Origin of the sequence: Pseudonocardia ammonioxydans (assembly GCF_900115005.1) — a bacterium.
Lineage (GTDB): Bacteria > Actinomycetota > Actinomycetes > Mycobacteriales > Pseudonocardiaceae > Pseudonocardia > Pseudonocardia ammonioxydans.
In genome coordinates this window covers 318,596-342,757 of sequence record NZ_FOUY01000001.1, presented here as the reverse complement: position 1 = coordinate 342,757, position 24,162 = coordinate 318,596, and the positions used below count along the sequence as shown (strand labels likewise).

Below are 24,162 nucleotides of genomic sequence, written 5' to 3'. Positions count from 1 at the left end.
AGGAAACGTCAGGTGTCCAGCCCTGCTCCCGTACGTCCCCGCCCGGAGCACCTCCCGGGTGACCTGCTCGCCGCCTATCTGCCCGGCTCGTTCTTCCACCGCTCGCCGCGCGGCACCCTGCTCGCCGACGGCGTGCACACGGTGGTGCCGGGCGGGACCGGCTGCCCGGGTGACGCGGCCGCGGCCACGCTCGCCGCGGCCCGCGAGGCCGGGCACCCGGACCCGGTGGTGGTCGGCGCGATCGGGTTCGCCCCGGACGCGCCGCGCAGCCTGCTCGTCCCCGCGCTGGTCCGCCGGGCCGCGCCGGCCACGACCCCGGAACCACCGGTGCGGGTGCCGGAGCCGCCCGGCGGGGCGTGGTCCGTGCGGCACGAACCCGCCCCCCAGGTCTACGCCGACGGGGTCCGCCGGGCGCTCGAGCTGATCGACGCCGGTGGGCTGGAGAAGGTGGTGCTGGCCCGCGCGCTGGAGCTGACCTCGCAGGACCCGGTGTCGGTGCCGGACCTGCTCACCCGGCTCGTGCTGGCCGACCCGGGGGCCTACGCGTTCGCCGCCGACGTCACCGCGGCCGGGGACCCGGCGCCGCGCACGCTGGTCGGGGCCAGCCCCGAGCTACTGGTGTCGCGGGAGGGCGACACCGTGGTGGCGAACCCGCTCGCCGGGTCGCGGCCCCGCTCCGGGGACGCGGCCGAGAACGAGGCCCGGATCGCCGAGCTGCGGGCGTCGGCCAAGGACCGCGCCGAGCACGCCATGGTGGCCGACCAGGTGGCCGGGGTGCTGCGCCGGTTCTGCACCGAGGTCGACGCCCCGGACGGGCCGGACGTGATCGGCACCCCGACCATGTGGCACCTGTCCAGCCGGATCACCGGCCGGCTCGCCGACCCGTCGGTGAGCGCGCTGCACCTGGCCCACGCGCTGCACCCGACACCGGCCGTCTGCGGGGTCCCGGTGCCGGCCGCCCGGGACGCCATCCGGGCCATCGAACCGGCCGACCGCCGCTACTACAGCGGGATGACCGGCTGGGTCGACGCCGACGGCGACGGCGAGTGGGTCCTGGCCATCCGCGGCGCGGAGGTCTGCGAGCGCACCGTGCGGCTGTTCGCCGGAGCCGGTGTCGTCGCCGGGTCCGACCCGGAGGCGGAGGTCGCCGAGACCCGGGCCAAGTTCCGGACCCTGCTGCGGGCGATCGCGGTGGAGGCGGTCGCATGAACGGCCCCGAGCACACCCCCTGGCCGCCGGAGGTCGCCGCGCGCTACCGGGCGGCCGGGCACTGGCACGGCCGCAGCTTCGGCAGCTGGCTGTCGCTGCTGGCCGCCGCCTACCCGGAGCGCACCGCCGTCGTCGGGCGGACGGGCGAGACCGAGCACCGCTGGAGCTTCGCCGAGCTGGACCGGCGGGCGCACCGGCTGGCCGCGGGCCTGCACGGACTCGGCGTGCGGGCCGGGGACAACGTGGTGCTGCAACTGCCCAACGTGCCCGAGTTCCTGCCGGTGGTGCTCGCGCTGTTCCGGGCCGGTGCCCGTCCGGTGTTCGCGCTGCCCGCGCACCGCGACACCGAGCTGCGCCACGTCGCCGAGTGGTCGCAGGCGACCGCGGTGCTCACCGTGGACACCCACGCCCGCTACGACCACGGCGCGCTCGCCCGCGCGACCGCCGACGCGGTCTCCTCGGTGCGCGAGGTGATCGTGCTCGACACCGGTGCCGGGGGCAGCACGGCGAACACCGTCCCGCTGTCCGGGCTCGACGCCGAGCCGCTGGAGCTGCCCGACCCGGACCCGGAGGGGCTGGCGTTCCTGCAGCTCTCCGGCGGGTCGACCGGGCTGCCGAAGCTGATCCCGCGGACCCACGACGACTACCTCTACAGCGTGCGGGAGAGCGCCCGGATCTGCGGGCTGCGCCCGGACAGCGTCTACCTGGCCGCGCTGCCGGTGGCGCACAACTTCCCGCTCAGCTCGCCCGGTGTGTTCGGTGCGCTGCACGCCGGTGCCGCCTCGGTGCTGGCCCCCGCGCCGGACCCGGCGACCGCGTTCGCGCTGGTGGAGCGGGAGCGCGTGACGGTCACCGGGCTGGTCCCGCCGCTGGCCGCGGCGTGGGCCGATGCGGCCGGGCGCACCGCGCACGACCTGTCCAGCCTGGAGGTCGTGCTGGTCGGCGGCGCGAAGTGCGGCCCGGAGCTGGCCGGACGGATCGGGCCGGCGCTGGGCTGCCGGCTGCAGCAGGTCTTCGGGATGGCCGAGGGCCTGGTCAACTACACCCGCCTGGACGACCCGGACGAGCTGGTGCTCACCACCCAGGGCCGGCCGATCTCACCGGACGACGAGGTCCGGGTCGTCGACCCCGACGACCCGGCGGCGCCGTCGACGGCCGAGGTGGAGCCGGGCCGGGCGGGGGCCCTGCTGACCCGCGGCCCCTACACGATCCGCGGCTACTACCGGGCGGCCGAGCACAACGCCACCACCTTCACCACCGACGGCTTCTACCGGACCGGGGACCTGGTCCGCCGTACCCCGACCGGGCACCTGGAGGTCGTCGGCCGGGTGAAGGAGCAGGTCAACCGGGGTGGGGAGAAGGTGGCCCCGACCGAGGTCGAGGACCACCTGATGGCCCACCCGGACGTCCTGGACGCGGCCGTGATCGGTGTCCCGGACACCTACCTCGGTGAGCGGACCTGCGCCTACGTGGTGCCCCGGCCCGGCGGTGAGACGCCCGCGGGGTCGGTGCTGCGCCGGTTCGTCCGCGAGCGCGGGGTGGCGGCGTTCAAGATCCCCGACCTGATCGAGATCGTGCCCGACTTCCCGGTGACGGGGGTCGGCAAGACCAGCAAGCGCGAACTGCGCGACGCGCTGCGTGCGCGTGCCACGGAGGAGAGGTGAGCGAGATGTCCCTGCCCAGGATCGAGCCCTATTCGCTGCCGGAGCCCACCGAGCGACCGTCCGGCCGGGTCGACTGGCGGCCCGACCCCGCCCGGGCGGCCCTGCTGGTGCACGACATGCAGCGCTACTTCCTCGCGCCGTACGCGGGGTCGCCGATCCCGGACGTCGTCGGGAACATCGCGGCACTGCTCGCCGCCTGCCGCGACAACGGCGTGCCGGTGTTCTACACCGCCCAGCCGGGCCGGCAGGACCCCGCCGACCGGGGCCTGCTCACCGACTTCTGGGGTGACGGGATCGGCGCGGTGATCGACGACGACCCCACCGCCGCCGACGTCGTCGACGCGCTCGCGCCGCGGCCGGGCGAGGCGGTCCTGACCAAGTGGCGCTACAGCGCGTTCCAGCGCAGCACGTTCGCCGAGCAGCTCGCCTCGAGCGGGCGCACCCAGCTGCTGGTCACCGGCATCTACGCCCACATCGGGTGCCAGGCCACCGCGGTGGAGGCGTTCATGCGCGACGTCGCCCCGTTCCTGGTCGCCGACGCCGTCGCCGACTTCTCCCGGCACCACCACGACGCCGCGTGCGAGTACGTCGCCCAGCGCTGCGGTGTGGTGACCGGCACCGCGGACGTCCTCGAGGCGTTCGCCGGCGCCCCGGTAGGGGTGGGCGGATGAGCACGCTGACCCCGGAGCGGATCCGTGCCGACGTCGCCGAGCTGCTCGACTGCCCCCCGGACGGGATCGACCCGGAGGAGGACCTGCTCGACCGCGGGCTGGACTCGGTCCGGATCATGAGCCTCGTCGAACGCTGGCGCGATGCCGGCGCGGCCGGGCTGGAGTTCCCGGACCTGGCCGAGGAACCGGTGCTGCGGCACTGGATCGAACTCGTGCGAAAGGGAGAGACGTGAGCCGAGAAGATCGCAGCGACGTCGCGGGGAACCTGGCCGTCGCCTACGGGAAGCGGACCGGCGCGACGAAGGTGCCGTACCCGATCCTGCTCCGCGAGGTGGAGGTGGTGCGGACCGTCGCGGTGGGGCCGTCGCTGGTACGGCTCACCCTCGGTGGGCCCGGCCTGGCCGGTTTCCACAGCCACTGCGAGGAGGAGCACGTCCGGCTGGTGTTCCCCGGGACCGACGGCGTGCTGCGCCTGCCCGAGCCGGACGGCGACATGCTGAACTGGCCCCGGCCGCGTCCGGTGTCGCGGGAGTACACCGTCCGCAGGCACGACCCCGAGCAGGGTGAGCTCGACATCGACCTGGTGCTGCACGACGGCGGGCTGGCCGCCGACTGGGTGCGCACGGTGGCGAAGGGCGAGCGGATCCACGTGGCCGGCCCGCCCGGCGGGCTCGCGATCCCGCGCGGCTACGACCGCTACCTGCTCGCCGGGGACCTGACCGCGCTCCCGGCGATCGCACGGATCCTCGAGCGGCTGCCCGACGACGCCCGCGGCTGGGCGTTCGTGGAGGTCGCCGACGCCACCGAGGAGCTGCCGCTGACCGCCCCGGAGGGGATCGAGATCCGCTGGGTGCACCGGGGTGGCGAGCAGGCCGGGTACTCCGCGGTGCTCGAGCGTGCGGTGACGGCCGTCCGGCCGCCGGCGGACGCCCGGGTCTTCGCCTGGGTGGCCGGTGAGGCGACGTCGATCAAGCCGGTGCGCCGCTGGCTGCGCGACGAGCTCGGGCTCGGCCCGGAGGACCGCGACGTCACCGGCTACTGGAAGCGCGGGGTGGCCGACTTCGACGACCACGGCGACGACGACCACGAGCACGACCACGGCGAGCACGACCACGAGGGCCACGGGCACGGCCACGGGCACTGAGACGGACAGCTGACACGGGCAGCTGACACGGGCGAGCAAGGGAGAGCGGTGCGCACGGCGACCGTCCGGACCGGGCAGACCAACGGAGCCGCTGCGTCGGCTCCCGCAGAGCAGGCAGGGGACACCGCGGCCGCGGTGCTGGAGCTGACCGGGGCCCAGCTGGGCATCTGGAACGCGCAGCGGCTGGAGCCGGACTCGCCGTACTACGTCGTCGGTGACGTCCTGGAGATCTCCGGTCCGTCCGCTGTGGACGTCCCCGCGCTCTGCGCGGCGATCCGGGACACCGCAGGCGAGGCGGAGACGCTGCGGCTGCGCGTGACGTCCACTCCGGACGGACCGCGGCAGTGGGTGGACCCCGCCGCGGTGCCGCTGCCGCCCGTGGTGGACCTGCGCGACGCGACCGACCCGCAGGCCGCGGCCCACGAGCTCGTCGCGGCCGAGCGGGCCCGGATCGCCGCGGAGTGCCGGGACATGGTCGACCGCCCGCTGTTCCACCCGGTGGTCGCGGTGCTCGACGAGCGCACCGTGTGGTATCTGCAGCTCGGCCACCACCTGGTGTTCGACGGGTACTCGGCGACGATGCTGTGCCGGCGGATCGGGGCCCGCTACACCGCCGCCGTCCGGGGCGAGGAGCCGCCGCGCTGCCCGTTCCGGCCGTTCGCCGACCTCGTCGCCGCCGACCTCGAGTACCGGGCCGGTGAACGGTCCGAGGTGGACCGGGCGTTCTGGCGCGACCTGCTCACGCCGATGCCGGAACCATCCACTGTCGACGGCCCTGCCGCGGGCCCCGTCGACGGCCCCGCCACCGATACGGTCTCCGCGCGCCGCGAGCTGGGGCCGGAGGTGGTGGCACGGCTGAAGGCGGTGGCCGACGAGGCCGGGGTCACCTGGGGTGAGCTGGTCATCGCCGGGTACGCGGCGTTCCTGCACCGCCTGACCCACCGCACCGATGTGGTGTTCGCGCTCCCGCTGATGTGCCGCGTCGGGTCGGCGGCGCTGCGCACCCCGGCGATGATGGTCAACGTGCTGCCGCTGCGCCTCGACGTGCGGCCCACCGACCGGCTCGACGAGCTGGGCCGGCGCACCGCGGCCGCCCTGCGCGAGGTCCGCGCCCACCAGCGGCACCGCGGCGAGGACCTGCCGCGCGAGCTGCCCGGGGCCGGGGAGCTGCTGCACGGGCGCGGGATCAACCTGAAGGCGTTCGACTTCGCCGTCGAGCTGGGCGACGCGACCGGCGTGCTGGTCAACGTGGCCGGCGGCCCGCCGGAGGACCTCGGCCTGACCGCCACCCCCACCGCCGGCGGCGGCCTGCTGCTCGGCTTCGAGACCGATGCCCGGACCAACGACGCGGCGACCGTGCGGCGGCGGCTGGACACGGTCGCCGACCTGCTCACCGCGCTCGCCGCCCCGGAGCCGCCCGCGGTCGGCGCCGTCGAGCTGCTCGACCGGGCCGAGCGGGACCGGGTGCTGGCGGCCCTGGACCGCCCGGCGCCGGCCGGCACGCCGAAGGACCTGCCCGAGCTGCTCGACGACCTCGCCGCGCACCCGGCCCGGCCGGCGTTGGTCCACGAGGGCACCCGGATCGCCGCGGGCGAGCTGGTCGGCCGGGTCCGGGAGCTGGCCGCGGCGCTGCGCGGCCGCGGCGTCGGCACCGGTGACGTGGTGGCGGTGTCGCTGCCCCGCGAACCGGTGCTGGTGATCGCGCTGCTCGCGGTGCTCGACGCGGGCGCCGCGTTCCTGGTGCTCGACCCGGCGCACCCGCCGCAGCGCCGCCGGGAGCTGCTCGACGACGCCCGCCCGGTCCTGCTGCTCGCCACCGGCGACACCCTCGCCGACCTGTCCGGCGCTGCACCCTGTGGCTCCGCACCGTCGGGCGCTGCACCGCCCGCCACCGCACCGTCCGGGCCTGAACCGTCCGGCCCCGCACCGTCCGGCCCCGCACCGTCCGGCGCTGCACCGTCCGGTTCCGTCCCCGCCGTGCTCGACCCGACCGGACCGCTGCCGGCCGGGCCCGCGGCGTCCGGGCCGCTCGACCCGGACCGTCCCGCCTACGTGCTCTACACCTCCGGCTCCACCGGCCGCCCGAAGGGCGTGCTCGCCCGGGCGGGCGGGCTGGCCGCACTGGTGCACCACCACCGCGGCACGCTGGTCGCCGCGGCCGAGCGGGCCGCCGGGCCCGACCTGCGGGCCGCGCACACCTACTCGTTCGCCTTCGACGCCGCGCTCGACCAGCTGACCTGGCTGCTCGCCGGGCACGAGCTGCACCTCTACGGCACCGACCTGGTCCGCGACGGCGACGGCCTGGCCGCCGCCCTGCGCGCGGACCGGATCGACGTCGTCGACACCACGCCGTCGCTGGCGGGACCGCTGCTCGACGCCGGACTGCTCGACGACACCGGACTGCTCGACGACACCGGGCGCTCCGGGCACAGACCGGCGGTGCTGATCCTCGGCGGCGAGGCGACCCCGGCACCGCTGTGGCGGCGGATCGCCGCGTCCGGCATCACGGCGTACAACGTGTACGGACCCACCGAGACCACGGTGGACGCCACGCTCGCCCCGATCACCGGCGAGCAGCCCACGATCGGGTTCCCGCTGGCCGGTACCCGCGCCTACCTGCTCGACGCCGCCCTGCAGCCGGTCGCCGAGGGCGAGCCCGGCGAGCTGTACCTGGCCGGGCCGCACCTCGCGCTCGGCTACCGGGACCGGCCGGGGACGACCGCCGAACGGTTCGTCGCCGACCCGTTCCACACCGGACGGATGTACCGCACCGGTGACCGGGCCCGGCTCACCCCGGACGGGCTGGCGTTCCTCGGCCGCGACGACGGCCAGGTCAAGATCCGCGGCTACCGGGTCGAGCTGGGCGAGGTGGAGACCGAGCTGGCGGCCGTGCCGGGAGTCGGCACGGCCGCGGTGACGGTGCGGACCGAGGCCGGCCGGGACCGGCTGATCGGCTACGTGACCGGCGACGTCACCCCGGACGGCGTGCGGGAGACGATGGCGGCGCGGCTGCCCGGGCACCTGGTGCCGTCGGCGGTGCTGGTGCTCGACGCGCTCCCGACCACGGTCAACGGGAAGCTGGACCGGGCCGCGCTGCCGGCCCCGGCGCCGTCGTCGTCCGGGCGGTCGCCGGGCACCGATGCCGAGCACGCGCTGCACGACGTGGTCGCCGGCGTCCTCGGCGCCGACCGGGTCGACGTCGACGACGACTTCCTGTCCCTCGGCGGCGACTCGATCTCCGCGATCGCCGTCGGCAGCCGGCTGCGCGAGGCCGGGCTGGAGCTGCGCCCGCGGGACCTGCTGGCCCGGCGCAGCCTCGCCGCACTCGCCGCCGGCGCGACCCCGGCCGCCGCGCCGGAACCGGCCGGCCCGGCCGACGACCCGGCCGGTCCCGTGCCGGCGCCGCCGATCGTGCGCGGCCTGCTCGACCCGAACCCGGACCCGGCCACGATCGCCGGGTACGCGCAGTGGACGGCGCTGCGCATCGACACCCCGCTCGCCGTCGAGGACCTGACCGCCGCGGTCCGGGCGCTGCTGGAGCGCCACGACGCCCTGCGGCTGCGGGTGGGGGCCCCGTCCGGCCCCGCGCCGGCCGCGCTCGAGGTCCTCCCGGCCGGCGCCGTGGTGGTCCGTCCGGCGGCCGGGGTGGTCCGCGAGACCGTCACCGGCCCGCTCACCGCGGACCGGGTCACCGCACTGGCCGAGGCCCTGGCCGACGAGCTCGACCCGTCCGCCGCCGACCTGCTGCGGGTGCTGCTGGCGCGCACCGGGCCCGGCGAGCCGGACCGGCTGCTGCTCGTCGTGCACCACCTCGCCGCCGACGGCGTCTCCTGGCGGATCCTGCTGCCCGACCTGCACCGGGCCTGCCGGGCCGCGGCCGCCGGGCAGGAGCCCGCGCTGCCCCGCAGCGGCGCGTCCTGGCGGCGGCACGCGACCCTGCTCGACGAGCAGGGCCGGGCCGGTGCCCGCCGCGCCGAGCTGCCGTACTGGCGATCCGCGCTGGCCGCGTCCGCCCGGATCGCCGACCGGACGCTGGACCCGGTGCGCGACACCGTCGGCACCGACCGGCACGAGGTCACCGAGCTGTCGGACGCCGAGACCGCCGCACTGGTGGGCCGCCTGCCCGCGGCCTACCGGGCCGGGGCCGACGAGGTGCTGCTCGCCGCGCTCGCACTGGCGCTGCGCGTCGTCGCGGGCCGGGACGGGCGCCCGGACGCCGTCACGGTGAGCACCGAGGGCCACGGCCGCGAGGCCACCGGCGCCGACGTGGGTGGGACGGTCGGCTGGTTCACCGTCGAGCACCCGGTCCGGCTGCCCGTGGGCGAGGTCGGCGGCCCGGACGCGCTGGCCGACGCCCTGGCCGGTGGGCCCGCCGCCGGGCGGCTGCTGCGCGCGGTGAAGGAGGCCGCCCGCGCGGTGCCCGGCGACGGCTCCGGCTACGGCGTGCTCCGCCGGCTGGACCCGGAGACCCGCGACGAGCTGGCCGCCACCGCGCCGCCGGACGTGCTGCTCAACTACCTCGGCCGGTTCGCCGCCTCCCCCGGCGAGGGGTGGCGGATGCCGGAGGGCTCGGCGTTCGCGGTGACCGAGCCGCCCGGCAAGGCGCTCGAGCAGCTGCTGGCACTGAACTGCTTCCTGCACGACGGCCCCGGGGGCGAGCGGCTCGCCGTGGAGTGGACCGCGGCCGGCGCGGCGCTCGGCCCGGACCGGGTGGCCGCGGTGCAGCGGGCGTTCGGCGACGCCGTCGCCGCCCTGAGCGCCCACGCCGAGCGGCTCGGCCCGGACGGCGGCGGGCTCACCCCGTCCGACGTGCCGCTGGTCCGGCTCGACCAGGCCGGCCTCGACGAGCTGCAGCGTGGTGGCCCGCTCGCCGACGTGCTCCCGGCGACCGCGCTGCAGGCCGGGCTGTCGTTCCACAGCATGGCCATGGCCGAGGGCGACACCGACGTCTACGTCGTCCAGGCGGTCGTGACCCTGGCCGGCGAGGTGGACCCCGAACGGATGCGGGCGGCCGCGGCGGAGCTGCTGCGCCGCTACCCGTCGCTGCGGATCCACCTGGCCGCGCTCGCCGACGGGCAGGTCGTGCAGGTCGTGCCGTCCGGTGTGGACCTCGACTGGCGGTTCGCCGACCTCACCGGCGAGCCGGAGCGGTTCGCGCAGGTGGCGGCCGCGGAGCAGGCCCGCACGTTCGATCCCGCCCGCCCGCCGCTGATCCGGTTCCTGCTGGCCCGGCTCGGTCCCGGCGACCACCGGCTGGCGATCACCAACCACCACGCGCTGCTCGACGGCTGGTCGATGCCGCTGGTCGGGCGGGCGCTGCTGGGCATCCACGCCGAGCTCGGCGGCGCCGACCCGGTCCCGCCGCCGCCCCCGGTGGCCGACCACTTCCGGTGGCTCGCCGGACGCGACCACGACGCCGGGCGGCGCGCCTGGCAGGACCTGCTCGACGGCGTCGAGGAGGGCACCCGGCTCGCCCCGGCCGCGTCCGGGACCGCGGTGGCCCGCCCGCAGCGGCACCGGGTCGAGCTCGGCGCGGAGTTCAGCGCGGCGCTGCGCCGCTTCGCCCGCGACCGCGGCGTCACGCTCACCGCGGTGCTGCACACCGCGTGGGGGCTCGTGCTCGGCCGCGCCACCGGCCGCCGCGACGTGCTGTTCGGCCAGCCCGTGTCCGGCCGGCCCGCCGAGGTGCCCGGGGTCGAGCGGATGGTCGGCCAGCTCGGCAACACGGTGCCGGTGCGGGTGCGCTGGGCGCCCGGTGACACCGCGGCCGCCGTGCTCGCGTCGGTGCACGACCGGGCCGTCGCGCTGTCCGAGCACCATCACGTCGGGCTGCCCGAGGTGCAGCGCGCGGCCGGGGTCGGCGACCTGTTCGACACCATGCTGGTGATGGAGAACTTCCCCGCCGCGGAGCGCAGCCCCGCCGGCGGGGCGGGGGCCGGCCCGGGCGAGGGGCCGGTGCTGACCGCCGTCGAGATCGCCGACGCGACGCACTACCCGCTGACCGTCGTCGTGATCCCGGAGGACGCGATCGTCCTCGGCCTGGGCTACCAGCCCGCCGCGCTGGACCGCTCGACGGTGACCGCGCTCGGCGACGCGCTGCACACCGTGCTGCACGAACTCGTCGCCGACCCGCAGCGGCCCGCGGCCCGGCTCCCGCTGCTCGACGCCGACCGGCACGCCGCTGCGCTCGCCGCCGCCGACGGCGGTGCGCCGTGCACCGAGCCGCTGCTGGAGCGGTTCGCCCGGATCGCGGCCGCCCGCGCCGCGCACCCGGCCGTGCAGTGCCGGGACCGGGTGCTGAGCTACGCCGAGCTGGGCCGGCGCTCCGACGACCTCGCCCGGGCGCTGGTCGCGGCCGGGGTGCGCCCCGAGCAGCCGGTCGCGGTGCTGCTGGAGCGCGACGTCGAGATGGCCGTCGCGATCCTCGGCATCCTGCGGGCGGGCGCGGCCTACCTCCCGCTGGACCCGGCCTACCCGCCGGCCCGGCTGGCCACGATGGTCGCCGACACCGCACCGGCCGCGGTGCTGACCGTCGCCGCGACCGACGACGTCGGGGAGCTGCCCGAGCTGGTCGGGCTGCCCCGGCTGCGGCTCGATCGCGACACTCCCGACCCCGGCACCCCCGACCCCGGGGCGGTGGCGCTGCCCGGGCCGGACCCGGACCGGCTCGCGTACATCATCTTCACCTCCGGGACCACCGGGCGTCCCAAGCCGGTCGGGGTGACCCACCGCGGGCTGCCCGACCTGGTCACGCTGCAGGAGGACGTCTTCGGGATCACCCCCGGCGACCGGGTGCTGCACTTCGCCTCCACCAGCTTCGACGTCGCGTTCTTCCAGACCGTGATGGCGCTGCTGACCGGCGGGACCTCGGTGATCGCCCCGGCGGAGGTGCGGGACTCGGCCGAGGCGCTGCTCGACCACATCGAGCGGCAGCGGGTCACCGTGGTGAACCTGCTGCCCTCGTTCCTCGCGGCCATGCCGGAGGACCGGCCGCTGGACCCGTCGATCACCCTGCTGGTCGGCGCCGAGCGGCTGGACCCGGCGACCGCCGCCCGCTGGGGCGAGCGGCGCGGGCTGGTCAACTGCTACGGCCCCACCGAGGCCACGATCAACGCGGTCGCCTGGCGGCACGACCCGGACGACCCGGGCCCGCTGCCGATCGGCCGCCCGGACGCCGGCACCCGGGCCTACGTGCTCGACGCCGGCCTCACCCCGGTCGGCCCGGGCCGCGACGGCGAGCTGTACCTGGGCGGGCCCGGCCTGGCCCGCGGCTACCTGGGCCGGCCGGGTGCCACGGCGGCGTCGTTCGTGGCGGACCCGTTCGGCCCGCTTGGCGAGCGGATGTACCGCACCGGCGACCGGGTCCGGCTGCGCCCGGACGGGCAGCTGGTGTTCCTCGGCCGCACCGACGACCAGGTCAAGATCCGCGGGTTCCGGGTGGAACCCGGCGAGGTCGAGGCCGCGCTGGCCGGGCTGGACGGGGTGCGTGCGGCCGCCGTCGTCGTCCGGGACGGGCGGCTGGCCGGGTACGCGGTCCCGGAGACCGGCGCCCCGGCCGACCCGGAGCGCTGGCGGGCCGCGCTGGCCGCGGCGCTGCCGGCCCACCTGGTCCCGTCGTCGGTGACGGCGCTGCCGCGGCTGCCGCTGACCCCCGCCGGGAAGCTCGACCGGGCCGCGCTGCCCGCCCCGGCCGCGGCCGGCGCCGGACCGGCCCGGGAGCCCGCGACCGAGGCCGAACGGGCGCTGCTCGACGTGCTGCGCGAGGTCCTCGGCGCGGGTACGAGCGGCCCGGACGCGAGTGGCCCGGCCCCGATCGGCCTGGACGACGACTTCCTCGAGGCGGGTGGCGACAGCATCGTCTCGCTGCAGGTGATCTCCCGGGCCCGCCGGGCCGGGTGGCTGCTCAGCGCCCGCGATGTGTTCGACGGCGGTTCGGCCGCCGGGATGGCGGCCCGGGCGGTCCCGGCCGGTGAGGTGCCGGTCGGCCCGGCCGACGCGGGCCCGGTCAGCGGCGACGTCCCGCTGACCCCGGTGATGCGGGACTTGTTGCGCCGTGGCGGTCCCGGCCGGCCGGGCGACCCGACGGCGGGGTACTGCCAGTGGGTCGAGACCGTCGTGCCCGCCGGCGGGCACGAGGACCTCTGGCGGCGCGTGCTCGACGCCCTGCTCGAGCGCCACGACGTGCTGCGTGCCCGGCTCGTGGAACCCGGGGCCGGAGCCGAGCCGGTGCTCCGGGTGCCCGCACCGGGCGCCGTCACCGGCGCGGACGTGCTCGTGCGGACCGGGCTGGCCCCCGGGGACGATCCGCGACGGGTCGCCGACCGCAGGATCGCCGCCGCCCGGGCGGCGCTCGACCCGTACCGGGGCCCGCTGGTGCGCGCGGAGTGGCTGGACGCCGGCCCGGACCGGCCCGGCCGGCTGGTGCTGCTCGCACACCACCTCGTCGTGGACCCGGTGTCCTGGCGGGTGCTGCTCGAGGACCTGGCACGGACCTACCGGGCCGTCGGGGACGGCGAACCGGCGGCGGTGCCACCGCTCGGCCGGACCTGGGTGGGCTGGGTGCGGGATCTGCACGCCGCGACCGACGGCCGCCGCGACGAGCTCGCGCACTGGCGGGCGGTGACCGCGGTCGCCGACCCCGGGTGGGGTGAGTGCTCGCTGGATCCGGCCCGGGACACCGCGAGGACCGCGCGGACCCACGAGATCCACCTCGACCCGGTGACCACGGCTGCGGTGCTCACGACGCTGCCGGCGGCCTGCGGGACGACGCCGGACGCGGTACTGCTCACCGCGATCGCGCGCGCCACGCACCGCTGGCGGGGCCGCAGCGGTGAGCCGGAGCTTCTGGTGGACCTGCAGGGGCACGGCCGCCCCGCCACCGGACCCGGCGGCAGCGACCCGGTCGACCTGTCCCGGACCGTCGGATGGTTCACGACCGTCGCCCCGATCGTGGTGCGGCCGGGAGCAGCAGGGCCCGCCGCGGTCGGCGAGCAGCTGCGGGCGGGCGGGGACGCTCTGGGCTACGGCCTGCTCCGCGACGCCCCGGACCGCCCGCTGGGCGACGTCGTCCGGCCGCGGGTCACGGTCAACTACCTCGGCCGGTTCGCCGCGCCGAGCGGCGGGGACCGGGTGTGGGCCACGCCGTCCGACGCCGGACCGCTCGGCTCGGGGGAGCCCGCCGCGATGCCGTTCCCGCACGAGCTGGCGGTGAACGCCCTGGCCCGCAGCGGCCCGGACACCCGCGAGGCGACCCTCGCCGTCCGGTTCACCTGGCCCGCCGCCCTGTTCGACGAGGACCGGATCAGCGCGCTCGGGGAGCTCGTCCGGTCCGAGCTGGCGGCGCTCGCCGCGGACGCGGACGGGGAACGGTGAGCGACGCCGCGCGTCCGGAGGCGCCGGACCGGATCGACGCCCCGCTGGTGCGGGCCGCGTTCGTGCTGGTGCTGGGCACGTTCATGGCCACACTGGACGCGACGATCGTCGCGGTCGGGGTCAGCACGCTGGCGACCGAGTTCGACGCGACCCCGGTGGAGATCCAGTGGGTGAGCACCGCCTACCTGCTGGCGGTGGTCACGGCCGTGCCGACATCGGGCTGGCTGGTCGACCGCTTCGGCGGGCGCCGGACCTGGATCGTCGCGGTGCTCGCCTTCGTCGTGGCGTCGGCGCTGTGCGCGCTGGCCTGGTCGCTGGCCTCGCTGGTGGCGTTCCGGGTGCTGCAGGGCCTGGCCGGGGGGCTGCTCCCGCCGACCGGGCAGGCGGTGCTGGCGCGGCTCGCCGGGCCGTCGCGGATCGGCCGGGTGATCAGCATCGTGGCCGTGGTCCCGCTGCTGTCACCGGTGCTCGGCCCGCTCGCCGGGGGTGCCGTCCTCGGCGTCGCGAGCTGGCCGTGGCTGTTCTACGTCAACCTGCCGATCGGGATCGCCGCGGCGGTGCTGGCGCTGCTGCTCGTCCCGGCCGACACCGCCGCCGCACGCGGGGCGGCGTTCGACGTCCGCGGCGCGCTGCTGCTCTCGCCCGGCCTGGCCGTGCTGGTGCTCGGCCTGACCGAGGTCGAGCGCACCGGGGGCGCGCTGCCGGGGGTGCCGATCAGCCTGGCCGGGGTGGCGATGCTGGTGCTGTTCGTGGTGCACGGTCTGCGGACCCGGGGCACCCCGCTGATCGACCCGCGGCTGTTCGCCCGCAGCCCGTTCGGCCCGGCCGCGCTCGCGCTGGTGATCCTGGGGCTGTCGGTGTTCGGCGCGACCTTCCTGCTGCCGCTGTACCTGCAGACCGGCCGCGGGCTCGACGCGTGGGAGACCGGCCTGCTGCTGGCCCCGCAGGGCGTCGGCGCGCTCGCCGGGTCGCTGCTGGTGAACCGGCTGGTCGACCGGATCTCGCCGCGGAACCTGGTGCTCACCGGGATCGGCCTGGTGGCGCTGGGCACCGTGGTGTTCACCCAGCTCGCCCACGACCCGCCGGACACCCTGGTCGCGGTGTCCCTGCTGGTCCGCGGCGCGGGCGGGGCCCTGATCGGGGCGCCGGTGATGGCACTGGTCTACCGCACGATGGCCAAGGAGATGATCCCGCGGGCGGCGAGCGCGCTGAACCTGCTCAACACGCTCGGCGGCTCGGTCGGCACGGCGCTGGTCGCGGTGATCCTGCAGTCCCGGCTGTCCGTGCTCGGCCAGGACGCGAGCGCCGCCGCATTCGGCCAGACGTTCTGGTGGGTGCTCGGGTTCTGCCTGCTGGCGCTGGCCGGCGCGACCCGGCTGCCCGGGGTCGGACCGGCCGCCCGGCCGGGCGCCGGTCCGGCCCGGTGAACACGGCCGCCCGCTCACGGTGACAGGGGGCGGCTCGCCGCCCGCACCGTCCAGCGGTCCGGGCCGCCGCGCAGGTCGGTGACGGTCAGCGGGCCGGCGTCGACGCGCCAGAACCCGGACGGCGGAGCCCCGATGACGTGCACGACGGCGGCCCGGGCCACGACCGGCCCGCAGACGGCCAGCGTGTGCCCACCCGGCCGAGCGGAGAGCCATGTCGCCGTCCGCCGGATCAGCTCCTGCAGCGACTCCCCGCCGTGCGGCGCGGCCGCCGGGTCGTCGAGCCAGGCACGCAGCGCGCCGGGTTCCGCCGCGGCGACCGCGTCCAGGTCGCGTCCGGCCCAGCGGCCGGCGTCCCAGCCCCGCAGGGCGGGGTCCGGCACCGTGTCGAGGCCGAGCGCCGCGCAGGTCCCGGCGCAGGCCCGGTCCGGGGCGTGACGGAGTTCTCCGGCGCGGGGGACGTGGTCGCGGGCGGCTGCCGCGGCGGCGGTTCCGCGCCGTGTGGGCGGTTCGTCCACGGGAAACGCGGCCGATCGCGTCGCGGCGGTCTCGGCGTGCACCACGAGCGTGACGCGGGTGGAGACCCTGCTCACTTGACTCCCTCCCGGGGTGGGCGCAGCATTCCTCCGCGCATCTGTTCAGGTGTGCGTATCGTGCCGTGAGGAGCTGATCATGACTCAGGCCGCCGTTCCCGCACCCGGCGCCGTCCCCGCCCCGATCCCGCTGCGGGAGATCGCGCCGTGGGCGCTGTTCGCCGGGGTGGTCGCGCTCGTGCTGCTCTACCTCGTCGGCTTCGACCAGGGCGTGACCACGCTCGTGCCCGGTGAGGCGATCCACGAGTTCGTGCACGACGGCCGGCACCTGCTCGGCTTCCCCTGCCACTGAGAACGCGGGGAACGTCACGATGATGAGGACGTTGCTGGTCCGCGGGATGCTCGCGGGCCTGGTGGCCGGGTTGGTCGCCTTCGTGTTCGCCCGGGTGTTCGGCGAGCCCGCCCTCGACGGCGGGATCGCGTTCGAGGAGGCGATGGCGCACGCGGCCGGCGAGCACGACCACGGGGAGCTGGTGAGTCGCGGGGTGCAGGCCTCGCTCGGGCTCGGGGTCGCCTACGTCGTCTACGGCATCGCCGTCGGCGGGTTCGTCGCGCTGGCCTACGCGGTCGCGCGCGGCCGGCTCGGGCCGCTGGGCGCACGCGGGACCGCGGTCGTGGTCACGCTGCTCGGGTTCGTCGCCGCGATCCTGGTGCCGCTGGTCAAGTACCCGGCGAACCCGCCGGCGTCCACCGAGGACGACACCATCGGCAGCCGGACGGGACTCTACCTGCTGTTCGTGCTGATCTCCGTGGCGCTCGCGGTGGCGGCGGTCGTGCTCGCCCGGCGGCTGGCCGGGCGGACGGGCTGGTGGAACGCCGTGCTCGCCGCGACCGTCGGCTACCTCGTCGTGGTGCTGGTCGTCGGGTCGCTGCTGCCGGCCGTCGCCGAGACCCCCGCCGAGTTCCCGGCCGCGGTGCTCTACGACTTCCGGATCGCTGCGCTCGGTGCGCACGCGGTCCTCTGGGGTGTGCTGGCCGCGGTGTTCGGCACGCTGGTCGGCAGCCGGTCGAGCGCGCCGTCCGGTGCGGCCGACCGCGCGGCCGTCGGCTGAGTTGCGGTCCTCGCGGGAATGATCCTGGCCTCCGGCAACGGGCCCGACCGAGGGGGAGGGGGCCCCACCGCGATCGTCGGCCTACCGCGGACCGCGGTCGCGGCGGCGAAGGAGGCTGTCGACGTCGCGTTCGGGGCGACCCTCGGTGAGGGGGTGCGCTTCGAACGGCACGCGTTCCAGGCACTGTTCGCCACGCCGGACCAGGCGGAGGGGATGGCCGCGTTCCTGGAGGAGCGCACACCGGACTACGGCCCACGCTGATCCCGAGTCTCCTGCAACTCATGGGCAGGAGCCGCGTGGATGCTCTTGAAATGAGGTGTCGCCTGTGGTCCCGTTCAGGTGGACGACTCGGGAGGGCAACGGGTGCTGCGCGCCTTCCGCGGACTGACCGCGCCCAGCCGGATGCTGGTCGTGAACCAGCTCGGCATCAACCTGGGCTTCTACCTCGTCCTCCCGTTCCTCGCCGTGCACATGGCGGACCTGGGCTTCGCGGCGGCGACGATCGGCCTGGTCCTGGCCCTGCGCGTGCTGTCCCAGCAGGGCCTGTTCCTGGTCGGGGGCTCCGCGGCGGACCGCCTCGGCTGCCGTCCGATGATCCTGCTCGGTTGCGCGCTGCGGATCGTCGCGTTCGGACTGTTCGTGGTGGTCGACGAGCTGCCGGGGCTGATCGCCGCAGCGGCCCTGACCGGGCTCGCGGGCGCGTTCTTCAACCCGGCGGTGCGCGCATACCTGATGCACGAGGCCGGTGACCGTCGGGCCGAGGTCTTCTCCGTGTTCAACGTGTTCGGCCACGTCGGCACGCTGACCGGGCCACTGCTCGGCGCGGCGCTCCTGGCCGTGGACTTCCGCCTCGTCGCGGGCGTCGCGTGCGCGGTCTTCACGGTGCTGACCGTGGCGCAGTTGTTCGCGCTGCCCGGCCGGCCGGTCATCCCGCAGGACCGCGGCGTGCTGGGCAGCTGGGGCGAGGTCGCGGGGAATCGTCGCTTCCTGCTGTTCGCGCTCGGCGGCGCCGGCTACTTCGCCCTGTTCAACCAGCTCTACCTGGCCTTCCCGGTGGAGGCACAACGCGTGTCCGGGGTCGCCGGCGCGGTCAGCGCGGTGTTCGTCATCTCGACGCTGATCGGGATCGCCGGGCAGGTCCGGATCACCGAGTGGTGCCGCGCCCGGTGGACCGACGGCCGGTCGATGGCGGCCGGCCTGGCGCTGATGGGGGCCGGCTTCGTCCCGATCGGGCTGTCTGCACCGTTCCTCGCCACCGCTCCGGCGGGCGAGTGGACGCCCGCGGGCCTGCTCACCGTCGCACCGGTGCTGGTCGGGACGGCCGTGTTCACCGTCGGGCAGGCGATGACCAACCCGTTCTCGCTGGCCCTGCTGCCCCGGGTCGGGAGCGAGCAGCTCGTCGGGACCTACTACGGGTACTTCTACCTGGTCTCGGCCGTCGTCGTCGCGATCACCCACACCGCGGTCGGCGACCTGCTCGACCGTTTCCCGGACGGGCCCGGGCGCTGGGTGCCGTTCGCGGTGCTGCTCGCCATCGGGCTCGCGGGCGCCGCCGTCGTCGGCTGGATGCAACGTACCGGGCGACTCGAACCCCGTCCCGCCCACGCCCCGTGAGGAACCCACCATGCAGATGACCCGCCGTGCGGTGCTCGGCACCGCACTCGCCGCGATCCCCGCGCTGGCCGCCTGCGGCGGCGGGCCCGGCGGCTCGGGCGGGCCGCTGCGGGCAGCGTTCCCCGGTGGTGGCTCGCGCGAGTCGCTGGACCCGCACGTGGTGCCGCAGTTCGTGGACCAGGCCCGCGCGAAGGCCTGTTTCGACACGCTCACCGGCTGGTCGCAGGACATGACGGCGGAGCCCCGGCTGGCCGAGTCGGTCGAGCCGGACGCGACCGGTGCGCGCTGGCGGATCCGGCTGCGCGAGGCCACCTGGCACGACGGGCGTCCGCTCACCCCCGACGACGTCCTGTACACGTTCCGCCGGATCGCCGATCCGGCCACCACCGGCTCGGCCGCGGCACTGTTCTCCGGTGTCGACCACACGGCCGGCCGCGCCGCAGGGCCCCGCGACGTGGAGATCGTGCTCGGCGCGCCGGACTTCACGTTCCCGCTGTGGCTGGGCGCCCCCGGTACCGAGATCGTCCCGGCGGGCACCACCACCTTCGACGCACCGGTCGGGACGGGGCCGTTCCGGTTCGTCTCCTTCGCCCCCGGCGGGTCCGCCCGCTACGCCCGCAACGACGCCTACTGGGACGGCCCGCCGCCGTCGCCGGAGTTGGAGTTCGTCCCGATCGACGACGAACAGGCCCGGCTCGGCGCACTGCTGTCCGGTCAGGTCGCCTACGCCCACGACCTGCGCCCGGCGAGCGCCCGCCAGATCGAGGAGCAGGGCGATCGGGCGGCGCTGCTGCGGGCCCCGCAGTCGACCACCCAGTTCCTCAACCTGCGCATCGACCGGCCGCCGTTCGCCGACCCGCGGCTGCGCGAGGCCGTCCGGCTCGGCATCGACCGCGAGGCGCTGGTCCGGATCGTGCTGCTGGGCACCGGGCAGGTGGGCAACGACATGTTCGGCGGGGCGGACCTGCAGTACTACCCGGCCGACGTACCGCAGGCGACCCGCGACGTCGAGCGGGCCCGCGAGCTGGTCCGCGACGCCGGGGCCGAGAACACCGCGGTCGAGCTGCAGACATCGGGCAGCGACCCCAACTTCGCACCCGCGGCGAACCTGGTCGCCGAGCAGCTGGCCGAGATCGGCCTGCGGGCCACCCCGCGGATGCTCGACTCCGCCACCTACTTCACCACCGTGCGCGAGTCCGGGGTCGCCTCCTTCACCCGCACCGGCACGCTGCCGATCCCGGACTACATCGGACGCCGCAGGCTGTCCTCGGCGGACAACAGCAACTACACCGGCTACCGCAGCCCCGAGATCGACCGGCTCTACGCCGAGGCCGTGGTGCACCCGGACGAGCCGGCCCGGGCGGCGAACCTCGAGCGCATCCAGACGATGCTGCGCGCGGACTCCGGCGCCCTGGTGTGGGCCACCAGTGACTGGAACGTCGGCGTGGCCGCCGGCCTCACCGGCATCGAGGCCGCCCGCCCGAACAGTCACCTGTGGGGACGGTTCGACAAGGCTGTCGTCGGGTGAGCGCACCGCCGGCAGCGGCGCGGACTCCCGTCCTGCGCAGGCGACGGTCGTTCGCCGTACGGGTCGCGGTCGCCGCGGCCCAGCTGGCCGCCGCCACGGTGATGATCTTCGTGCTGACGACGTCGCTCCCCGGCGAGACCGCGGAGATCGTGCTGGGGCCGGACGCGACCGACGAGCAGGTGCGGGAGCTGTCGGTGCAGCTCGGCACGGACCGGCCCGCCGTCGAGCGATTCGTCGACTGGGCGGGCGGCGCGCTGAGCGGTGACCTCGCCGAGTCGCTGGTGACCGGCCGCCCGGTTCTCGACGAGATCGCCGACCGGTTCGGCTCGACGCTGCTGCTCACCGGATCGTCGTTGCTGGTCACGATCCCGCTCGCGGTGGTGGTCGGGGTGCTCGCGGGCCGTCGCCCGGGCAGCGGCGCCGACCGGGTGTCGACGACGACGGTGTCGGCGTTGCAGGCGGCACCGCAGTTCGCCGTCGGCCTGCTGCTGGTCGCGCTGTTCTCGTTGCAGCTCGGGTGGCTCCCGGCCACGGCGGGCGGCGGGGCCCTGCTCACCCCGGCGGTGCTGGTGCTGCCGGTCGTCGTGCTCGTCGCCTCCCAACTGGGCTGGCTGTCCCGCCAGGTCCGCCAGGGCGTGCTGCAGACCGACCGGTCCCCGCACGTCACCCACCTGCGCCGGCTCGGCCTCCCGGAGCGGGTCGTGGTGTGGCGGCACGTGCTGCCCGGCGGCGTGACACCGTCGCTGCAGCAGCTGGCCCGGATCGTCGAGGGGACGCTCGGCGGGGTCGTGGTGGTGGAGTCGCTGTTCGCGCTGCCCGGGATCGGGGCCGGGGTGGTCGAGGCGGTGCAGAACCGGGACCTGCCGCTGGTGCAGGGGTACGCGGTGCTCGCCGCCGTCGTCACGATCGGGCTGAACCTGCTGGTGGACCTGCTCACCGCCCGGCTCACGCCGGTCCGGGATGAGTCGCCGTGAGGACCGGGGCCCTCGGGACCGCGCTGGCCGGTGTGCCGCTGGCCTGCGCCGTGCTCGGCCCGCTGCTCACGCCGCTGCTGTCCGTCGGCGAGGCCGCCCCGGCGCTGGCGCCGCCGGGGCCCGACCATCTGCTGGGCACCGACGCGCTCGGCAGGGACGTGCTCGTCCTGGCACTGACCGGTGGGACCACCGTCGTCGGACTGACCATCGGGGCCCTGCTGCTGTCCTACCTGGTCGCCATGCCGCTCGGCCTGGTCCTCGCCGCGACCCGGCGACGCTGGGCGGCGACGCTCACCCAGCGGGTGCTCGACGTGCTGCTGGTCCTGCCGTCGCTGGTGGTTCTGCTGGTGCTGGCAGGGACCGGACGCCGCGGCGTGGGCTGGCTGCTCGCGGCGACCGCGCTGCTGCAGCTGCCCGCGATCGTGCGGCTGGTCCGTAGCGCGGCCGGGGCGCCGTCGCGGCGGGTCGCGCTGGAGACGATGGCGCAGAGCGGCGAGCCGTGGTGGCGGATCCACCTGGTCGAGACCGGCCGGTTCGTCACGGGCCCGGTCCTGGTGGACGCGGGTACCCGCGCGGTCATGGTGCTCGGGCTGCTGGCGAGCGCGAGCTTCCTCGGTGTGGGGCTGCCACCGGACACGGTGGACTGGGCCGTGGTGATCGAGCAGAACTCGGCGTCGTTGTTCCTCGCCCCGGCCGCGCTGCTGGTTCCGGCGGCACTCCTGGTCGCCCTGGCCGCCGGGGTGAACCTGCTGGTCGACCGGGTCGCGGACCGGACGGGGGCCGTGTCGTGAGCGGGGTGATGGCGGTGCGCGGACTCGGCGCCAGGACCGCCGACGGCGCCGTCCTGCTCGACGGGATCGACCTCGACCTGCCCGCGGGACGGGTGCTGGCGGTGGTCGGCCCGTCCGGTGCGGGCAAGTCCACCCTGGGCCTGGCCCTGCTCGGCGAGGCCGGCGGGCAGGTGCTGCTCGACGGGTCGGTGCGGGTACGGGACACCGAACTCATCGGGCTCCCCACGCGCGCGTTGCGGCGCGCCAGAGCCGGACGGGTGGGCCACCTGCCTCAGCATCCGGGCGTCGTGCTCGACCCGGTCCGCCGCACCGGGCCGGTGCTCGACGAGCTGGCCGCGACCGTGCACGGCCGCGGGCGCCGCCACCGGGCGGCCCGCGCCGCGGCCGTCACCGAGGCGGTGGAACGTGCCGGGCTGGGCGCCGAGCCGGGGCTCACCCGCAGGTTCCCGCACCAACTCTCCGGCGGCCAGCAGCAACGGATGGCGCTGGCGCTCGTCACCGCACCGGACGTCGTCGTGCTGGACGAACCCACCACCGGGCTGGACCCGACGACCACCGCCGAGGTGGTCGAACGGCTGGGCGCCCTCGCCCGCACCGGAACGGCGCTGGTACTGCTCACCCACGACCTGGACACCGCGCGCGTGCTCGCCGACGACGTGCTGGAGCTCGACGGCGGCCGACCGGTCCGCCGCGGGCCCGCGCGCGAACTCCTCGGACCGCCCTCACCGGAGCCCGAGCCGGTCCGGCGCCCGGCCGGTGCACCGCTGCTCGAGGTGACAGAGCTGTCGGTGCGCACCGCGGGCGGACAGCTCCTGCTGTCCGGTGTGGACCTGTCCGTGGAACGGGGTGGCTGCCTGGCCGTTGTCGGGCCGTCCGGGGCGGGCAAGACCACGCTCGGGCGGGCGCTGGCCGGCCTCGCCCCCAGCGACGGCCGGGTCCGGGTCGACGGCCGTGCTGCCGCCGGAAACCACCGCGCCGTCCAGTACGTGCACCAGGACTCCCGGTCGTCCTTCCTCGACCACCGCCCGGTGCTCGACCAGGTCGCCCGCCCGGCCGAGCTGCTGCGCGGCCTGCCCCGGGACGCGGCCCGGACCGAGGCGAGCGCGCTGCTCGACCGGCTCGGCCTCGCCTGCGAGGACGCCCGGCGGCGACCGGCCGGCCTGTCCGGCGGCCAGCTACAGCGGGCCTCGACGGCCAGGGCGTTACTCGCCCGGCCCGCGGTCCTGGTGGCCGACGAGGCCACGACGGCACTCGACGACCGGCACCGGGCGCTGCTGCTCGCCGAGCTCGCGCGCCGCCGCGACGAGCACGGCCTCGTCGTCGTCCTGATCAGCCACGACCCGTCCACCGTGGCCTCGGCCGACCGGGTACTGACCCTGGCGGGCGGCCGGGTCGTGCCCGGGCAACCGGGGTCTCGTCCAGGTGCGGACGGCCCGGCGGCTGAAACAGGTAGAGCAGGGCCCGGCGGTCGCGCCCGGAGTGGTTCGGGCCCGAGGAGTGCAGCATCAACGTCGGGAAGACAATGACGTCCCCGGGCGCTGCGTCCACGGTGACGGCTGCGGCGTCGCCGGCCCTCGGCCCCTCGCCGTCCGGGCGGGGACCGCCGCGGTGGCTGCCGGGGACCAGCCGGAGCGCGCCGTTGCCCGCGTCGGCGTCGTCGAGGAACACCATGGCCGTGACCGCCTCGGCGCCCGCCCGCGCACCGAGGAACGCTGCCAGGAACGAATGGTCCTGGTGCCAGATGTAGCCCGAGCCGACCCCGGCCCGCTTGTAGCTGATCTTGGACGTGAGCAGGGCGACGCCGTCCGTGCCGAGCAGGGTGGCCGCGGGCCCGGTCAGCCGCGGATCGGTCGCGCACGCGGCCAGACGGTCGTCGAGATGAGCCACCGGGCGCAGGTTGCGCACCACCTCGCCACCGGCCTCCCAGTGCACCGACGTGCCGGGCCCGCCACGCAGTGCAACGGTGCCGACGATCCGGTTCCCGGCAGCCGAGGTCCGTTCGTGGTCGGGTTCGGCCGCCGCGGCGACCGCGACCGCCGCCTCGATACCGGCCCGCAGACCGTCCACCTCGACTCCGTCGAAGACGTTGCGCAGCACCAGGCAGCCGTCGGCCTCCATCAGAGACG

16 protein-coding genes and 1 pseudogene are annotated in these 24,162 nt (G+C 76.4%); 15 read left to right on the top strand and 2 right to left on the bottom strand.

Annotation, left to right across the window (positions count from 1 at the left end; all coding sequences use genetic code 11):
- Positions 1-12: 12 nt before the first annotated feature.
- Genes BM093_RS01575 through BM093_RS01545 form a run of 7 tightly spaced genes read left to right on the top strand, consistent with a single transcriptional unit; the run spans position 13 to position 15,487 of the window.
- On the top strand, positions 13-1,209 hold the full coding sequence (locus BM093_RS01575) for an isochorismate synthase (protein WP_093335987.1): 1,197 nt from the start codon (positions 13-15) through the stop codon (positions 1,207-1,209).
- Positions 1,206-2,873, top strand: coding sequence for a (2,3-dihydroxybenzoyl)adenylate synthase (locus BM093_RS01570; RefSeq protein WP_093335984.1), 1,668 nt, complete (start codon positions 1,206-1,208; stop codon positions 2,871-2,873). Before BM093_RS01575 ends, BM093_RS01570 begins: the two co-directional genes overlap by 4 nt.
- Positions 2,874-2,878: 5 nt before the next feature.
- Entirely contained in the window at positions 2,879-3,544 is a 666-nt protein-coding gene (locus BM093_RS01565; RefSeq protein WP_093336575.1) for an isochorismatase family protein, read from the top strand.
- Complete coding sequence (locus BM093_RS01560) at positions 3,541-3,777, top strand: phosphopantetheine-binding protein (RefSeq protein ID WP_093335981.1); 237 nt, start codon at positions 3,541-3,543, stop codon at positions 3,775-3,777. Before BM093_RS01565 ends, BM093_RS01560 begins: the two co-directional genes overlap by 4 nt.
- Positions 3,778-3,809: 32 nt before the next feature.
- Entirely contained in the window at positions 3,810-4,688 is an 879-nt protein-coding gene (locus BM093_RS01555; RefSeq protein ID WP_245773256.1) for a siderophore-interacting protein, read from the top strand.
- Between the two features lie 48 nt (positions 4,689-4,736).
- Positions 4,737-14,060: a non-ribosomal peptide synthetase gene (locus tag BM093_RS01550; RefSeq protein ID WP_218162618.1), complete on the top strand. Its 9,324-nt coding sequence runs from the start codon at positions 4,737-4,739 to the stop codon at positions 14,058-14,060.
- Positions 14,057-15,487 carry a DHA2 family efflux MFS transporter permease subunit gene (locus BM093_RS01545; RefSeq protein ID WP_093335975.1) on the top strand — a complete coding sequence of 477 codons (1,431 nt, stop codon included), beginning with the start codon at positions 14,057-14,059 and terminating at the stop codon, positions 15,485-15,487. The genes BM093_RS01550 and BM093_RS01545 overlap by 4 nt, the downstream gene beginning before the upstream one ends.
- A gap of 14 nt (positions 15,488-15,501) precedes the next feature.
- Here the strand turns inward: BM093_RS01545 and BM093_RS01540 are convergent, their stop codons facing one another.
- Positions 15,502-16,077, bottom strand: coding sequence for a histidine phosphatase family protein (locus tag BM093_RS01540; protein WP_093335971.1), 576 nt, complete (start codon positions 16,075-16,077; stop codon positions 15,502-15,504).
- A 79-nt stretch (positions 16,078-16,156) separates the two neighbouring features.
- Here BM093_RS01540 and BM093_RS01535 point away from each other — a divergent pair, with 79 nt between their 5' ends.
- The 8 genes from BM093_RS01535 (at position 16,157) to BM093_RS01500 (ending at position 23,562) form a co-directional block, all read left to right on the top strand.
- Positions 16,157-16,369: a CbtB domain-containing protein gene (locus tag BM093_RS01535; protein WP_093335969.1), complete on the top strand. Its 213-nt coding sequence runs from the start codon at positions 16,157-16,159 to the stop codon at positions 16,367-16,369.
- A 19-nt stretch (positions 16,370-16,388) separates the two neighbouring features.
- Positions 16,389-17,129, top strand: a complete 741-nt coding sequence (locus BM093_RS01530) for a CbtA family protein (protein ID WP_093335967.1) — start codon at positions 16,389-16,391, stop codon at positions 17,127-17,129.
- Between the two features lie 18 nt (positions 17,130-17,147).
- Positions 17,148-17,390, top strand: coding sequence for a Clp protease/crotonase-like domain-containing protein (locus BM093_RS01525; RefSeq protein ID WP_093335965.1), 243 nt, complete (start codon positions 17,148-17,150; stop codon positions 17,388-17,390).
- Positions 17,391-17,468: 78 nt separating this feature from the next.
- Positions 17,469-18,743: an MFS transporter gene (locus BM093_RS01520; RefSeq protein ID WP_218162617.1), complete on the top strand. Its 1,275-nt coding sequence runs from the start codon at positions 17,469-17,471 to the stop codon at positions 18,741-18,743.
- A gap of 10 nt (positions 18,744-18,753) precedes the next feature.
- Positions 18,754-20,271, top strand: coding sequence for an ABC transporter substrate-binding protein (locus BM093_RS01515; RefSeq protein ID WP_093335963.1), 1,518 nt, complete (start codon positions 18,754-18,756; stop codon positions 20,269-20,271).
- Positions 20,268-21,245: an ABC transporter permease gene (locus tag BM093_RS01510; protein WP_245773228.1), complete on the top strand. Its 978-nt coding sequence runs from the start codon at positions 20,268-20,270 to the stop codon at positions 21,243-21,245. Before BM093_RS01515 ends, BM093_RS01510 begins: the two co-directional genes overlap by 4 nt.
- A complete protein-coding gene (locus tag BM093_RS01505; protein WP_093335961.1) occupies positions 21,242-22,036 on the top strand; it encodes an ABC transporter permease subunit in 795 nt (264 codons plus the stop codon). The genes BM093_RS01510 and BM093_RS01505 overlap by 4 nt, the downstream gene beginning before the upstream one ends.
- Positions 22,033-23,562, top strand: a complete 1,530-nt coding sequence (locus tag BM093_RS01500) for an ABC transporter ATP-binding protein (RefSeq protein WP_245773227.1) — start codon at positions 22,033-22,035, stop codon at positions 23,560-23,562. Before BM093_RS01505 ends, BM093_RS01500 begins: the two co-directional genes overlap by 4 nt.
- On the opposite strand, the pseudogene BM093_RS36925 reads toward BM093_RS01500, so the two are convergent.
- Positions 23,555-24,154, bottom strand: a pseudogene (locus BM093_RS36925) (phytanoyl-CoA dioxygenase family protein); the annotation flags it as partial. The gene BM093_RS01500 and the pseudogene BM093_RS36925 overlap by 8 nt on opposite strands.
- Between the last annotated feature and the right edge of the window lie 8 nt (positions 24,155-24,162).

What these genes read in the sequence shown, in the direction of transcription:
- BM093_RS01570 (WP_093335984.1), top strand. Translation starts at nt 1,206, where the DNA reads ATGAACGGCCCCGAGCACACCCCCTGGCCGCCGGAGGTCGCCGCGCGC.
- BM093_RS01565 (WP_093336575.1), top strand. Translation starts at nt 2,879, where the DNA reads ATGTCCCTGCCCAGGATCGAGCCCTATTCGCTGCCGGAGCCCACCGAG.
- BM093_RS01560 (WP_093335981.1), top strand. Translation starts at nt 3,541, where the DNA reads ATGAGCACGCTGACCCCGGAGCGGATCCGTGCCGACGTCGCCGAGCTG.
- BM093_RS01535 (WP_093335969.1), top strand. Translation starts at nt 16,157, where the DNA reads ATGACTCAGGCCGCCGTTCCCGCACCCGGCGCCGTCCCCGCCCCGATC.
- BM093_RS01530 (WP_093335967.1), top strand. Translation starts at nt 16,389, where the DNA reads ATGATGAGGACGTTGCTGGTCCGCGGGATGCTCGCGGGCCTGGTGGCC.
- BM093_RS01525 (WP_093335965.1), top strand. Translation starts at nt 17,148, where the DNA reads ATGATCCTGGCCTCCGGCAACGGGCCCGACCGAGGGGGAGGGGGCCCC.
- BM093_RS01515 (WP_093335963.1), top strand. Translation starts at nt 18,754, where the DNA reads ATGCAGATGACCCGCCGTGCGGTGCTCGGCACCGCACTCGCCGCGATC.